General features: G+C 37.4%; 16 protein-coding genes and 1 pseudogene. 9 read left to right on the top strand and 8 right to left on the bottom strand.

Going from position 1 to position 14,445, the window contains the following annotated elements; translation table 11 throughout:
- Positions 1–333 precede the first annotated feature (333 nt).
- The gene (locus BTHG_RS21630; RefSeq protein ID WP_010284454.1) at positions 334–1,065 is read left to right on the top strand and encodes a class I SAM-dependent methyltransferase; all 732 of its coding nucleotides are present in this window, start codon (positions 334–336) and stop codon (positions 1,063–1,065) included.
- A gap of 79 nt (positions 1,066–1,144) precedes the next feature.
- On the opposite strand, the gene BTHG_RS26925 is transcribed toward BTHG_RS21630, so the two are convergent.
- The 3 genes from BTHG_RS26925 to BTHG_RS21615 form a co-directional block, all read right to left on the bottom strand.
- Complete coding sequence (locus BTHG_RS26925; RefSeq protein ID WP_157256241.1) at positions 1,145–1,294, bottom strand: hypothetical protein; 150 nt, start codon at positions 1,292–1,294, stop codon at positions 1,145–1,147.
- 50 nt (positions 1,295–1,344) lie between these two features.
- Entirely contained in the window at positions 1,345–3,138 is a 1,794-nt protein-coding gene (locus BTHG_RS21620; RefSeq protein ID WP_010284453.1) for a dihydroorotate dehydrogenase, read from the bottom strand.
- 99 nt (positions 3,139–3,237) lie between these two features.
- Positions 3,238–3,441: a CDGSH iron-sulfur domain-containing protein gene (locus BTHG_RS21615; protein WP_010284443.1), complete on the bottom strand. Its 204-nt coding sequence runs from the start codon at positions 3,439–3,441 to the stop codon at positions 3,238–3,240.
- A 160-nt stretch (positions 3,442–3,601) separates the two neighbouring features.
- Between BTHG_RS21615 and BTHG_RS21610 the strand changes: the two genes are divergently transcribed.
- Both BTHG_RS21610 and BTHG_RS21605 read left to right on the top strand, forming a co-directional pair.
- Positions 3,602–3,946: an iron-sulfur cluster biosynthesis family protein gene (locus BTHG_RS21610; protein ID WP_010284441.1), complete on the top strand. Its 345-nt coding sequence runs from the start codon at positions 3,602–3,604 to the stop codon at positions 3,944–3,946.
- Positions 3,930–4,172 (top strand): DUF2552 family protein, encoded by a 243-nt coding sequence (locus BTHG_RS21605; RefSeq protein WP_010284439.1) that lies wholly within the window; start codon positions 3,930–3,932, stop codon positions 4,170–4,172. The genes BTHG_RS21610 and BTHG_RS21605 overlap by 17 nt, the downstream gene beginning before the upstream one ends.
- 13 nt (positions 4,173–4,185) lie before the next feature.
- Here BTHG_RS21605 and BTHG_RS21600 read toward each other — a convergent pair whose 3' ends face one another.
- Positions 4,186–5,094 (bottom strand): alpha/beta hydrolase, encoded by a 909-nt coding sequence (locus BTHG_RS21600; protein ID WP_026021927.1) that lies wholly within the window; start codon positions 5,092–5,094, stop codon positions 4,186–4,188.
- Between the two features lie 215 nt (positions 5,095–5,309).
- Between BTHG_RS21600 and BTHG_RS21595 the strand changes: the two genes are divergently transcribed.
- Positions 5,310–8,369 (top strand): efflux RND transporter permease subunit, encoded by a 3,060-nt coding sequence (locus BTHG_RS21595; RefSeq protein WP_010284435.1) that lies wholly within the window; start codon positions 5,310–5,312, stop codon positions 8,367–8,369.
- A gap of 43 nt (positions 8,370–8,412) precedes the next feature.
- Here BTHG_RS21595 and BTHG_RS27735 read toward each other — a convergent pair whose 3' ends face one another.
- Positions 8,413–8,541 (bottom strand): hypothetical protein, encoded by a 129-nt coding sequence (locus BTHG_RS27735; protein ID WP_010284432.1) that lies wholly within the window; start codon positions 8,539–8,541, stop codon positions 8,413–8,415.
- A 74-nt stretch (positions 8,542–8,615) separates the two neighbouring features.
- Positions 8,616–9,509, bottom strand: a complete 894-nt coding sequence (locus BTHG_RS21585) for a hydroxymethylglutaryl-CoA lyase (RefSeq protein ID WP_010284429.1) — start codon at positions 9,507–9,509, stop codon at positions 8,616–8,618.
- A 177-nt stretch (positions 9,510–9,686) separates the two neighbouring features.
- On the opposite strand from BTHG_RS21585, the gene BTHG_RS21580 reads away from it, so the two are divergent.
- The 4 genes and pseudogenes from BTHG_RS21580 to BTHG_RS25590 all read left to right on the top strand — a co-directional run bounded on the left by BTHG_RS21580 (position 9,687) and on the right by BTHG_RS25590 (position 12,584).
- Positions 9,687–10,874: an acetyl-CoA C-acetyltransferase gene (locus BTHG_RS21580; RefSeq protein ID WP_010284427.1), complete on the top strand. Its 1,188-nt coding sequence runs from the start codon at positions 9,687–9,689 to the stop codon at positions 10,872–10,874.
- A gap of 12 nt (positions 10,875–10,886) precedes the next feature.
- Complete coding sequence (locus BTHG_RS21575) at positions 10,887–11,576, top strand: CoA transferase subunit A (RefSeq protein ID WP_010284423.1); 690 nt, start codon at positions 10,887–10,889, stop codon at positions 11,574–11,576.
- Positions 11,577–11,589: 13 nt separating this feature from the next.
- Positions 11,590–12,246 (top strand): CoA transferase subunit B, encoded by a 657-nt coding sequence (locus tag BTHG_RS21570; protein ID WP_010284421.1) that lies wholly within the window; start codon positions 11,590–11,592, stop codon positions 12,244–12,246.
- Positions 12,247–12,333: 87 nt separating this feature from the next.
- Positions 12,334–12,584 (top strand): annotated as a pseudogene (locus BTHG_RS25590) (YqkE family protein).
- A gap of 49 nt (positions 12,585–12,633) precedes the next feature.
- On the opposite strand, the gene BTHG_RS21560 reads toward BTHG_RS25590, so the two are convergent.
- Both BTHG_RS21560 and mciZ read right to left on the bottom strand, forming a co-directional pair.
- Positions 12,634–13,557: an aldo/keto reductase gene (locus tag BTHG_RS21560; RefSeq protein ID WP_010284417.1), complete on the bottom strand. Its 924-nt coding sequence runs from the start codon at positions 13,555–13,557 to the stop codon at positions 12,634–12,636.
- 99 nt (positions 13,558–13,656) lie between these two features.
- Positions 13,657–13,800: a Z-ring formation inhibitor MciZ gene (gene mciZ / locus BTHG_RS21555; protein WP_010284415.1), complete on the bottom strand. Its 144-nt coding sequence runs from the start codon at positions 13,798–13,800 to the stop codon at positions 13,657–13,659.
- 92 nt (positions 13,801–13,892) lie between these two features.
- Here mciZ and BTHG_RS21550 point away from each other — a divergent pair, with 92 nt between their 5' ends.
- Positions 13,893–14,444, top strand: a complete 552-nt coding sequence (locus tag BTHG_RS21550; RefSeq protein WP_010284413.1) for an NUDIX hydrolase — start codon at positions 13,893–13,895, stop codon at positions 14,442–14,444.
- Position 14,445: the final 1 nt, after the last annotated feature.

The following is a 14,445-nucleotide window of genomic DNA, read 5'->3' as shown; positions in this document are numbered from 1 at the left end:
AAAGGAGAGAAACGGTACAAGTAGAGTATTAATTAGCAGACTAATGCACATAGCAATTATGTCTGCTTTTTTATTGGTAAATTAATTTTAATAATTAATCAACATTGAAATAACTGTACTTTTATCGTACCTATTTTTCTCTGACAATAGTTATTGCCACTGTAAATTTTATAAGTTACATGTACTGCTAAATTGTATGCGAAATCGATGGCTATTCTACAAAATAGAAATGAAATATATTACTAGGATTGAACAATTAATATGATAAAACATCTAAAGACAATCAACTTATAAGTATCGGGTGAATAGCCTACGGAAGGAGAGATGGTTTGTATGGAATTTAGAGGTGCAAGTGTTTATGACCAAGAGAACTTTTTTTCAAACTATATGAAAAGAAGATATAAAAAGGACAGTCCAAACAACGCTATCGAAAGCCCTATCATTTATGAACTCATGGGTGACTTTCAAAATAAAAGTATATTAGATTTAGGATGCGGTGATGCGTCGTTTGGAAAGGAATTACTTAATCAAGGTGCAGCATTTTACACAGGAATAGAAGGGTCTCAACAAATGGTTACATCTGCAAAGCTTAACATAGCCAATGAAAATGGGACGATTCATCACGAGACAATGGAATCATACTGTTACCCAACCGAAAAATATGATATTGTTACTTCTCGTTTTGCAATACACTATGTCTCAGATGTTCATTCACTGTTCCAAAATGTTCATAAAACCTTAAAGGATAATGGTAAGTTTGTGTTTAGTGTTCAACATCCCCTTACTACTTCTTCATTTTTAAGCAAACAAACAGGAGATAAACGTGGAAATTGGATAGTTGATGACTATTTTCTTGAAGGGGAAAGAAAAGAACCTTGGATTGAACAGATAGTGGTGAAATACCATCGAACAACTGAACATTATTTCAAAGCTCTAACTAAATCAGGTTTCTCAGTAATTGATTTACAGGAAGGAACACCAAAACGAGAACATTTTACGAATGACGAAGAGTTCGAAAGAAGACTTAGAATCCCAGTCGTATTGGCTTTTTCTTGTATAAAGTAGACAGTTGAATAGAAAAATAAAAAACATTGGCTTTCCAAGCATTTTTCTTTTGCCGATTTCATTTAATAACGAGGCTAATTCAACTGCTATTTTTATTACTTTTCCAGGTCTTCTCTCCCAACCCAAAACCTGCTAACCCATAAACATCCGTTTTTAACGGCTTCATATTTGTTGATGAAATGGAAAGTGTCCGCCTGGAATAGAGAGCAACATGTTCTAAACCATCCATACAAAAAGAGGCCCCTAAAAGCTAGGCTTTTGGGACACCCTCTCAGTTCTTTATACATCCTTATCCATATGAAAAAAACGGTATGTCAAAATAAGTCCAATGAAGAATAAACAAAGTGCAAAGTAAGCAGGAAGTAGGTGAATAAAAGTCGTATACCCAATGGCAAAGTGAATCCAAATTCCTGCAAAGAAAGCTGGAAGCCCACCAATTAGTAATGTCCACCAAATCCATTTATTTCCTTGTTGAAATCCCCAAAGCGATATTGTAAGCACTATTAACCCAACACTGAGGAGCGCACTCCCAAAGCCAGCACGGTCATGGGCAATTACCGAAATTAACTTATCATTAAACAAATCCAACATCTCAGGTGGCATACAAATATATAGTATGTCAGTTGGAACAAATACATTGGTAATCCCAATTAATGAAATGACGAAGCCACCTAATATAAAAGAAAATCCAAGGGAAATAAAGGCTAATTGTCCTATCAAACTTTGTTTCCAAGCCCTGTGATTACGAGTGTTAAGTGATGTGGGTGTCCCTTTAAGATATCTCGTTTTATAAAAACCAGTTAGATAGATTGGTAGTAATACGAGCCAAAAAACGAGGTGAAGCCAATCGAAATATCCGTAACCAATAAACAAGAAAATGCCTAAAAACCCAAGAATCGCAGCAAAATCAATGGCCTGCTTAGCCCAAAGAATATGTTTTCGGACACCGAAACGTGCCAAAGCCATATAGACGATGCCGCCAGAAATCATCGTACCGGCGAGAGTCAGTCGATCGTGCGCCATAAAATAGAGAATCCGTTCATTGAATAACAGGATCTCCTCTCTTTGCATTCCAAGAAATTGTTCATCGTAAGGCAAAATAGTAGTTGTCAAACCGAAGAGAACAGCAAGTAATCCTCCAATAAAAATGGACAATCCAAACAACCAATACCAAATCCATGCGTGATGAAGAATAGGCTTTGGTTCAAGTTTGTATAAAAGGGCTTCGTTGATTCGTTTTGTAAGGCCTGGGCCGGAAAAAACATAGCCGCTTGATAGCATAACAAGGTCAGCACCTGCATCAAAAAGCGTAAGAGCATCAGCTGGTTCATAGATACCACCAACCGTGGTGATAGGAAGTGTGAGCCTGTTTTCTCTTAAATAACGAATCGAATCTACTAGATCCCTTACATATCTGTCGTTTGGCAGTCCCGTTGGTTCATCAATGACAATTCCAGATAGATTAGACGTAAAGCCGTCAACTGAAAGTGCTTTTACCCTATCAACTTGAACTGATAGATATACGGGTAGGCCCGTACTTAAATGAAAATTCGGGGCAGAAGTTACAAATGCATCAACATATGGCTCTAGCCGAGAAATTAAATCCTGTTGTTCTTCCTTCGTTCCAGACAACCTTGCCCAAACGGGTTGTGTAGGCTTCCATTTCTCAAGTATTTGAATCGTTTTATCAATTCCGATTGATTCATCGTTTTCAAAAAAATTAATTTGCTGTTCTTGCCAATCCACAATTGGAAGAGAAGGATTCATTGTCGGATCCTTCGTTACTGGACCAATTTCAATAAAACCAAATCCAAGATTTGAAAAAGCTCTTGAACCAGTTAAGAGTGGGTCAACTTTTCCGGAAAGTCCAACTGGATTTGTATAGGATACGCCCTGAATTTCTTTTTTAATAAGTTCAGAAGATTCCTGTCTTCCAAGAAAATGAATGAGACGATGTCCTCCTGGGATGGAGGCGACTAGACTCATTCCTTTATGGATAAACTCACGGGATTGATAGGGAGATAGATGAGATAAAATAGGTTTAAAGAGTACATGATATGACCAATCAGGCATGTTTCATCCTCCATGATAGGCTTTTACTCGTATTGTAACACATTAATCAATCCACAAAACGAGAAAACCGAACGCATTTCACATTCGGTTTAATTAGGTTTATTCGATTGGGGCACGTACGACTGACTCGAAATGGCCTTTATGAGAACCGTCACAAAAAGGTTTATTGTTAGATCTACCGCATCTACAAAGTGAAAAGGTTTGTTTCGTTGGGAACTTGTTTCCTTCCGTATCAACTAAATCAACGTCACCTGTAATCCTTAAAGAACCATTATCATTTACTTTGATGGTAACCTTTGACATCTTTTGAACTCCTCCTTAGAATAATAGAATTACTATTGATAATAAGACAATATTTACCAAATTTCAAATTACATAGTAAAGTGTAGAGTTATTGTAATGATATGTAGAAGATTACAAGATATGATAGAATAATCATAAACGAAAGAAAAAGGAGAACAAAATGAACGTATCATTTACAGACCGTGCGATTGAAAAACTAAATACACAAATTAAAAATAAAGATAGAAAATTAAAACTGAAATATGAAACTGAGGGTTGTGGCTGTGTGGTGAGTGGGGTTACTGCGTTATGGCTAGTAGACTCTGGAGATGAGGATGATATAACCTTGCACACAAATTATCAACCTTTATTAGTCGAAAAATCGAAGATGGTGTTTTTAGATGAAACAATGACCATTGATTTTATCGAAGCGGCGAATTGCTATATGCTAAAAAGCCCAAATGAGATACTAAATCCACGTTTGCGGCTAGTAGAAGTGAGTGATGTACATGAGTTCCAAGCTTAACACAATCCGAAATATTGCCTTAGATAAAACATGGGTTTCCTTTTTACATAACAATCATCCATATAGCCTCTTGCATTGGTCAATTGCAGGAGCAAACCATGAACAAAAAGATGTGTGGCTACTTCAAGATGAAGTGACTTTTGAGGTTCAGGAGTTCGAAACAATTGAACTCGCATTAGCTTGGATTGATGAGAATTTAACGGACATTACTGATGTGCTAGGATGAGGGACTGGAAAAATCAGTCCCTTACATATTTGCCTAAAAAGTCATCAATCACTTTTTCATAAACTTCTTTGTTCTCAGCGAATGAGTATGCATGCTTGCCTTTTTCGGCAATTAGCATTTGTTTAGGCCCTTCCTTCATTTTATAAAGTTCCATCGTCATTTCTGGCAAAATATAATCATCCTTGGCACTGTGGATAAATAAAACAGGGCTTTTAATATTTTGAATGACAGAAACAGGAGAGACATCCTTAATGCTGTAGCCATCCCGAAGCTTTAAAAAGATATTAGCAAATGGAAGAACTAGTGGAGCCGGGATTTTATAATCAACTTTTAATAAATACTTCAGCTGCGCTTCAAAATCTGAAAACGGGCAATCAACAATATAGAAGTTTGCACCGTCCTCAATCATCCCCGCGTAAAGTAAGGTTGTCACAGCACCCATAGATTCTCCATGAATGCCAATCGTACTATCTTCTCCATGATTTTCTTTAACCCAAGAAACGACAGAAGCTAAATCAAACTTTTCATAATGGCCATAGCTAGTCGTTTTTCCTCCGGTTTCTCCATGGCGGCGATGATCATATAAAAGAACATTCCAATCTCGCTCTAAAAAAAGCTTCATGTATTTAATTGAATTCAGTTTGTTTTGAGTAACACCGTGGGAAATGATAATAAATCTTTTCTTCTCAGTGCCTTTAACCAGCCACCCCTTTATTGTATATCCAAATTTTGAGGGAATGGAAACATCCTCCTTTTTTAAAGACTCAACCTCGTCTAAAGTAAGGCGTCCTTCCCTTGTTTCACGTTCAAGAATTTCATCATCCGTTTTCTTCTTCATAAACATTACAATGTTTGTAAAAATCATCCCAATTGTAGCCATATAGCTTATAAGAATTCCAAGGAATATTAATATCTTTTTCATTCTTTTCATGAAGAAACGCTCCTTATAAAATACAATCGCAAACTTATGTCTCCTATATTATATCCTTTTTTTAGTCATTCTCCATAATTTTCCTACGTCTTGAGTCTTAGAAGAAGATAAATCTCTGGATCCTTATTTCGCTACCTATTAACGGATATGATTAATTTATACAAAAGTACTAAATTTTACCTATTAAAAGGAAGAGGAGATGGATTGTGAAGATTTTAAAATTTATTGTACAACGGAAAATCCTGATAACATTAATGATTTTCTTAGTAACTGTTTTTGGAAGCTACTCCCTAATGAAAGTAGACAAAGAGTTAATGCCTCCTGTGAAACTTGATGGAGCTTTTGTTGAGATTTACGCAGGTGAAATGGCAGCAATTGAAGTGGAGAGAACGATTACAACCCCTATCGAAAAGCAAATTTTAGCAATAGACGGTGTTGAGGGCGTTGAGTCAACGACAAATACCGGTAGAATTTCACTAGATCTAAGCTTTGAAGCGGGGCGAGGAGAAGAGATTTATAGGGAAGTGGAATCAGTTTTAGCATCTGCTAAATCAGAGTATCCGGGTATCACCGACATGGCATCAGGTCAGTATGGAGGCAGTCAAGGCTACGAATTTTTTATGGATGTGTCAGGAGGAGACACTGAGGAAATGTCTGCTTTTGCTAAAGAAATTTTAGAGCCAAGGTTAGAAGCATTGCCTGAGGTGAGAGATGTTTTACTAACAGGCATCGTGGAGCAAGAGGTTGCCATAAAAATAGAACGTGAAAAATTACAAGAATATCAACTTGATGTTAGTCAGGTGGTTGCAGCAGTTCAACAGTCAGACGATGAAGCTATTTTAGGAGAACTTCAAAATGATAAGGATTCACCTTCCCTTAGATGGAGCTCCAAAGTCGAAAATGTAACGGATATTGAAAATATTACTATACCTACGCAAAATGGATTGATTTTATTAAAGGATGTTGCCAGTATAACAATTCAGCCTCTTGAAAATAATTCGTATGTATGGAAGAACGGATCACAGGACTTTATACTCGTACAAATCGGGCGCGTTTCAAATGTTACACAAATTGATATGGCGAAGGCAGTACGAGCAGAAGTAAAGAAAATTCAAAACGAAAATCTCGTAAAGAACTTTGAATTAAACGAGGTTGTAGCCCAAGCTGATTATGTAAGTGAATCAATAGATGGAGTAAAAGACAATATTTTGATAGGTGGAGTCATTGCGATTGTCATTTTATTACTGTTCTTACGTAATATCAGGGCGACCTTTATTATCGGTTTATCAATTCCTTCTTCTGTTTTGTTAACCTTTACAGCGATGTGGTTATTTGATTATAGCTTTAATATGCTAACCCTATTAGGACTTGGTCTGGGAATAGGCATGATGGTAGATTCCTCTATTGTTATTTTAGAATCTATTTATAAAAAGAAGGAACTTGGATATCGAAAATTTGAAGCCGTAATTGAAGGAACTAGAGAAGTAGCTTCGGCAGTCATTGCATCTATGTTAACAACCATTGTTGTTTTTCTACCAATCGGTTTAATTGGTGGTGAGATGGGTGAATTTGTTATAATGCTGTCGGCTGTTGTGGCAATAACTCTAATAAGTTCAGTAGTAATATCGTTTACGCTCATTCCGTCTCTATCAGAAACATTTTTAAAACTTCGTAAATCAACTAAAGCGAGAAAAGATTCAATTTTTATGAAAGGCTATCGCAATATAGTGGCTTGGGCGATTAGAAAGAAAAGAAACAGCTTAGCTGTCATTACACTGTTTCTATTGATGCTAGTCGGTTCTGTATTTCTTGTAACGAAAATACCGATGACAATCATGCCAGATATGTTAAACCGCTATGCAGAAATTGCCGTAGACATAGAGCCAGGCCTATCTATTGAAGAAAAACAGAGTGTAGTGAAAGAAATAAATCAGAGACTTCAGAAGGTAGAAGATGTTGATACGAATTATGTAATGGATAATGGGGGCATGTTTTACACCATTATTAATATGACGAAGGGCGATCATATCACGGTAGAACAAAAGGTAGTAAATGAAAATATTTTAGAAACGTTACGAGATATGCAAAAGGAACATCCGATTTTGAGTGTTCAAAGTGCGATGGCAGGCGGAGGAGGGTTTCCCGTACAGGTAAATATTAAAGGTGATGGTTTTGAGCAACTTAAATCGATTTCAAACAAATTTACAGATGAACTTCAGAAAATAGATGGGATTTCTGCAATTACAAATTCCAATGAAAGAACTTCTGAAGAGCAAATCGTTGTTTTAAAAGAAAATGAAATTGAAAAGGCAGGCTTATTTCCTTCACAAATTAAACAAGTTATCGAGGAATCTTATATTCAAATGCCGGTCGGTTCGATACTAAATCATGATGAAAGCATTCCTTTAAACCTTAGTTGGACGACAATACCAGCTACAAAAGCTGACTTGCTTGATATGAATATATCCGTTAATGGTGTGGAAAAACCACTTTCAGCATTTATTGAACTTGAAAGTGTGCAAACACCAAATGAAATCATTCATTCTGACGGGGAAAGGCTTGTTATCATTTCGGCAGATATTAAAGACCGTGATCTTGGTGCTGTGAATCGTGACATTCAGAAATTAATTGATAGTTTTGAGACCCCAACCGGGTATTCTCTCTCAACAGGTGGTGATTTAGAGCAGCAACAGGAACTTATGACAGATATGATTTTTGTGTTTGCAATCTCTATTCTCCTTGTTTATATTGTAATGGCTGTTCAATTTAACCATTTTGGGCATCCACTGCTTGTAATGTCCGTCATTCCGATTACCATCATTGGTGTTATTTTAGGATTATTTATAACCCAAATGGAATTAAACCTTATGTCTGGAATGGGGATTATTATGCTAATAGGTATCGTTTTGAATAATGCGATATTGCTAATTGATAGAACAAACCAACTCAGAAAGGAAGGACATTCAGTTGAGGAAGCGCTTATTGGAGCCGGTAATGATAGGATTCGCCCCATTTTTATGACTACTTTAACAACGGTTGGGGGCATGCTTCCACTTGCCCTTGAATCCGGAGCATCCGGGAATTATCAGGCCCCAATGGCAACGGTTATTATCTCTGGACTTTCGTTTGCAACCTTTATTACATTACTGTTAATTCCTGCTGTTTACCGATTGTTTTCATTCTCTCGGTCAGCTGAAACTCGAAAAGCAAGAAATAAATCCAGAGCAAAAGCTAGCGGAAAAATTGAGGCAGTCCCTAAAATCTAAAAAAATCCCCTGGCAGTTTATTCGACTGTACCAGGGGATTTTTCTATTGCTCTGAATTTTGACGATTTGTAGGATGAATGGCTTTTTCCATTTCTTCAGCAGCCATTGTATTATTTGTCGTATCAGCATTCGTTTTTCCTTTTTGAGAACGGCCTTTGTCTCGTTTTGCCAATGGTAACAACTCCAATCCTGAGGGGATGTTTATAATTTCATGGATAGGATGTGGAGTTGTTAACCGAAATATTCCTATTTGGTAGTTTGTAACCGATAAAATTTGCTATCAATTTCTCTTGTCAGATAAGGTTTGATCACGTCAACGGCTTCAACAAGCTTTGAAAGATTGATGCCTGTTTGTATACCCATTTCTTCAAGCATATACACAACATCTTCCGTCGCAACATTACCAGTTGCACCTGGTGCAAATGGACATCCACCTAATCCACCTGCAGAAGTGTCAAATCGGTTAACTCCTGCTTGTAGGGCAGCAACTATATTTGCAAGTGCCATACCGCGAGTGTCATGAAAATGAGCAGTTAATATTGTGTTAGGCAGCTCTTTTTTTAGCTTTGAAAAAAGAGAAAAAACCTCTAGTGGATTTGCTTTTCCTATCGTATCAGCCACACTTAATTCATCAACACCGAATTGTACAAAGGTTGAGCATAGCTTTACAACCGCTTCTTCATCTACTTTTCCTTCATACGGACAATAAAATGATGTGGAAATGCAGGCCCGTACAAAATATCCTTTTTCCTTTAGTTCCTGAATAAGGGGCTGTAGTTCTTCCATACTCTCAGTGGTTGTTTTATTAATATTCTTTTTATTAAAGCTTTCACTTACCCCAACAAAAACAGCAACGGCTTTACAATTCGTTTCGTATAGTCTTTCAATTCCTATTCGATTAGGAGAAAGGACGATATTACGAGTATCATCTAAACAAGATGTAATGATTTCTTTTGCATCCTTCATCTGCGGTACCCATTTTGGCGAAACAAATGAAGTAAGCTCCATTTCTTGACAGCCTGCCATTTTTAATTTTTTTATAAATTCAATTTTAGCCTCTGTTGGGATTAAGCTTTTCTCATTTTGCAGTCCGTCTCTTGGACCTACTTCAATTATCGTAACTTGCTCAGGTAATTGCATTGACAACCCTCCAGCAAAACGTATTGTTATCTCTATTTTAGTGGAGGATTTTCTTAAAAAGCAAGAATAATAGGAATTTGGACAAAATAAGAGGTATTTCGAAAAATGCATCGAAATATACATGATATTGGATACATATAGGCTAAGTTTATTCAGGAATAAAGGAGAGATGTTGATATGAGTAATGATGTTGTGATTGTAAGCGCTGTCAGAACGGCGATTGGTAGTTTTGGAGGTAGTTTGCAATCCGTTCCAGCTCCGGAACTTGGTGCGGTTGTCATCAAAGGCGCTTTGGAAAGAGCGGGAGTAGATCCAAAGCTAGTGGACGAAGTCATTATGGGAAATGTTTTGCAGGCGGGAGTGGGACAAAATCCTGCGAGACAGGCAGCGATTAAAGCTGGACTGAGCGTGGAAACTCCGGCGATGACAATTAATAAGGTTTGTGGTTCAGGATTAAAAGCCGTGCACTTAGCGACACAGGCTATTATAGCTGGTGATGCAGAACTGATTGTCGCTGGTGGAATGGAAAATATGAGCCAAGCGCCTTATCTGTTAAAGGGAGCTCGAAATGGTTTTAAAATGGGCGACCAAAAAATGGTTGATAGCATGATTTCCGATGGGTTATGGTGTGCATTTAATGATTATCATATGGGAATTACTGCAGAAAATTTGTGTGATAAATACGAAATTACAAGGGAAGAACAGGATCGTTTTGCAGAACGTAGTCAGGAAAGAGCGATTGCGGCAATTGAGGCAGGTAAATTTAAAGATGAAATTGTGCCTGTTGAGATTCCACAACGGAAAAAAGGAAGCATTGTCTTTGATACTGATGAATACCCTAAAGCAGGCACTACTTTGGAAAGGCTTGGCAGCTTGCGCCCAGCATTTAAAAAAGATGGATCAGTTACAGCAGGTAATGCATCAGGAATAAATGATGGAGCAGCAGCATTTGTCGTCATGAGTAAGAAGAAAGCAGATGAATTAGGCATAAAAGCATTAGTCACCATTAAAGCAAATGGAAATGCCGGTGTTGACCCAAGCATAATGGGGATTGGGCCAGTTACTGCAGTGAAAAAGGCAATGGGAAAGGCAGGGTTATGTGTCAGTGATATGGACTTAATTGAAGCAAATGAAGCATTTGCTGCTCAGTCAATTGCGGTTGACCGCGAACTCCATTTTAATCATGATATTTTAAATGTGAATGGAGGCGCAATTGCTTTAGGACATCCAATTGGAGCAAGTGGTGCGAGAATTCTCGTTACTCTTATTCATGAGCTAAAACGTCGTAAAGACCGTTACGGATTAGCTACTTTATGTATTGGTGGGGGTCAAGGTGTTGCAACAATAGTTGAAAATATCGAATAATGGGGTGTGAAAATGAAACCAATATATACTTCTTTTCAAGAAGCGGTAAAGGAAATCAAGAATGGTTCCACGATTATGGTTGGTGGATTTGGATTGTGCGGTATCCCAGAAAATTTAATTTTGGCATTGGCTGAATCAGGAGTGAAGGACCTAACCGTAATCTCTAATAACTGCGGTGTTGATGATTGGGGGCTTGGCTTACTTTTACACAATAAACAAATTTCGAAAATGATTGGTTCATACGTTGGTGAAAACAAGGAGTTTGAACGCCAAGCTCTTTCAGGAGAACTTGAGGTGGAACTTGTTCCACAGGGGACATTGGCAGAAAAAATTAGAGCAGGTGGAGCTGGTATTCCTGCATTTTATACTCCTGCAGGGGTTGGAACACCAATTGCTGAAGGGAAAGAAACCCGTGAATTTAATGGAAAAGAATATTTATTGGAAGAAGCTTTTGTAGCTGATTTTAGCCTAGTTCGTGCTGAAAAGGCGGATAAAATGGGGAATTTGATCTATAACAAGACAGCCCGAAATTTTAATCCTATGATTGCGGCTGCAGGGAAGGTTACAATTGCCGAGGTTGAGGAACTTTATGAGATTGGTGAACTGGACCCCAATATGATTCATACACCTAGTATCTATGTCCAAGGATTAATTGTTGGTGAACAAAAAAAGCGGATTGAACGATTGACATTATCAAAATAGGAGGGAGAAAGCTATGACAAATTCTCGTGAAAAGATTGCGAAAAGGGCTGAAAAGGAAATCGAAAATGGCTTTTATGTAAATCTTGGCATCGGAATGCCAACCCTTGTTGCAAACTATATTTCGTCCAATAAACAAGTTGTTCTCCAATCAGAAAATGGGTTGCTTGGGATTGGGCCATATCCAACTGAAGAAAATGTTGATCCTGATTTGATTAATGCTGGAAAAGAGACTGTTACCGCAATTCCTGGTGCTGCTTATTTTGACAGTGCAGAATCGTTTGCAATGATCCGCGGCGGCCATATCAACATTGCTATCCTAGGTGGCATGGAAGTTTCAGAGACAGGTGACCTTGCAAACTGGATGATTCCAGGGAAAATGATTAAAGGAATGGGTGGAGCAATGGACCTAGTTCACGGTGCCCAGAAAATCATTGTCATTATGGATCATGTAAACAAAAGAGGGGAAGCAAAAATCTTGAAAAATTGTACTCTACCCTTAACCGGAAAGAACATTGTCAATCGGATCATTACTGATCGTGCAGTACTTGACGTTACAAAAAATGGTTTGAAATTGGTCGAGGTGGCGAAAGGATTTACTGTTGATGAAATAAAAGCTTCAACAGAGCCAGATTTGATAATCGAGGATGACATTTTAGTAGACGCATACTAGGAACACTTTAGCGAGTAACCATTGGTGGTTATTCGCTTTTTTAGTGATATAATAAAGATAGAAATGGTTACGTATGGAGGGAATACTATGGCTAAAAAGAAACAACAGAAGCCATCTGGTAAAAAGCAAAAAGATGAAAAGCTAAGTCTTGGAGATTTACTGAATGACGATATTGTATCAAAATTAAAACATACACAACAGCAGTTACAAGAAGAAGCTCAGAAGAAACAAGATGAAGAGCTTGAAAGACAAAGAGAAGAACGTAGAAAACGTGAAAAAATAAGTCATTTGAAGAGCTATTAAATGATAGCAATCTTAAATGGTCAGACTTCAAATAATTTCAAAACCCCACAGTACATTTCCAACTGTGGGGTTATATAATCCGAATTACCGATGTTGATTGTAAACAGAAGTCTTTGAAAGTTCCCTGATTTTCTTAATTTCTTCTGCTGTTAAAGGTTTTGCATTCGCAGCTTCAACATTTTTTTCAATTTGCTGAATGGAACTCGCTCCTGCGACTACTGAAGCTACAGCATCCTCAAATAAACAGTATTGAAGTGCTATTTCAGTTAATGGCCTGTTGGTAGCTACTTGTGAGGGTAAGCTAGAAATTACAGCGACAAGCTCCTCATAGGAATAATCAAGATACCCATTTTGTTTTATACTTGGGCTAGCATTCTTAATTGGTCGATTGGAGAGCAAACCTTTAGCCACTGGACCACGTGCGAGAACACTAATTTCATGCTCTTTTAAAAAAGAAAGAACTTGCTCCTCAGGGCGTCTATCCAAAATGCTATATTGCATCATTACACTTACAATGGAGGATTTCTTTACATATTCTCGTATCACATTCGGACGAATGGAAGAGATTCCATAATAACGAATCACACCTTCTTGTTTTAACTCCTCGAATGCTTCAATTGTTTCATCGATATTGTCTTCCATCGTTCCACCATGGAGTTGATAGAGGTCAATATAATCTGTTTGCAACCGTTGTAAACTATCTTTTACAGCTGCTTTAATGTATTTTTTTGATGGATCCCAGGACCATCCTTCTTTTCCCTTTTCAAACCGGTTTCCCACTTTAGTGGCAAGAATGATGTCTTGTCTTTTCTGTTTAATGGTTTTACCAACAAATTCTTCATTTAGGCCATGATCATATAAATCAGCAGTATCTAAATAATTGATTCCCAAATCCAATGCTGCATCAATTATTTGTAATGCCTTCCTTTCTTCCGTACCAATTGACATACAGCCGAGTCCTATTTTACTGACAAATAAGTCGGAAGATCCAATTCTCCTTTTTTCCATACTATCCCCTCCAAAATGTGCAATTCTATAAACATCTAGTCACATTTTATCCTTTTCATGTCTGAACCACAAATGATTTGAAGGGGAAGTAAGAGTAAATCATTTATTCTTTTGTTGTTCTTTTCCTTGATTGATCCATTCCTGGACAGTTTGATAGGAACGACGATATTCCTTAAGTTTTGTGCGAATTTCCCAAGCTTTCCCCACTAGTGTAACTCGATTCTCACCAATGACAATTTTCACCTGCAAAACCCCCCAAGGTTTTTAAACTAATAAACAAACTATGCTAAAATGTATGAAGTAATAAGATTTCGTAGAACAAGGAGCTGGCAATAATGGACCATTTACTAGAAAAGACAATTAGTAGGGAAGTTCTTTTTGAAGGAAAGGTAATTGATTTGCATATAGAAGAGGTAGAATTACCAAATGGCAATACTAGTCGACGAGAACTTATCAAACATCCGGGTGCTGTTGCTATTCTTGCATTAACCGATGATGATAAAATTGTCATGGTGCAGCAATATCGAAAAGCATTAGAGAAGGTAATTGTTGAAATCCCAGCTGGAAAGCTTGAAAAGGGAGAATCACCAGAATCTACTGCTAAACGAGAACTAGAAGAAGAAACTGGTTATGATTGTGAAACATTGACACCGCTGATTTCTTTTTATACATCACCAGGATTTGCAGATGAATTAGTTCATCTTTTTATTGCAAAAGGTTTAAAAAGAATTGAAAACCCAGCTGGTTTGGATGAGGACGAATTTGTAGATGTACTCGAAATTACATTAGATAAAGCACTTGAGTTTATAACAGAAAAGAAAATTTTTGATGCAAAAACGGCTTATGCAGTACAGTATTTACAGCTACAGAAAGCTTTAGGAGAATAAG

Source organism: Bacillus timonensis (genome assembly GCF_000285535.1).
Classification (GTDB): Bacteria; Bacillota; Bacilli; order Bacillales; family Bacillaceae_L; genus Ferdinandcohnia; species Ferdinandcohnia timonensis.
The sequence above is the reverse complement of the archived record's forward strand: the minus strand, read 5'-3'. Positions and strand labels throughout refer to the sequence as shown.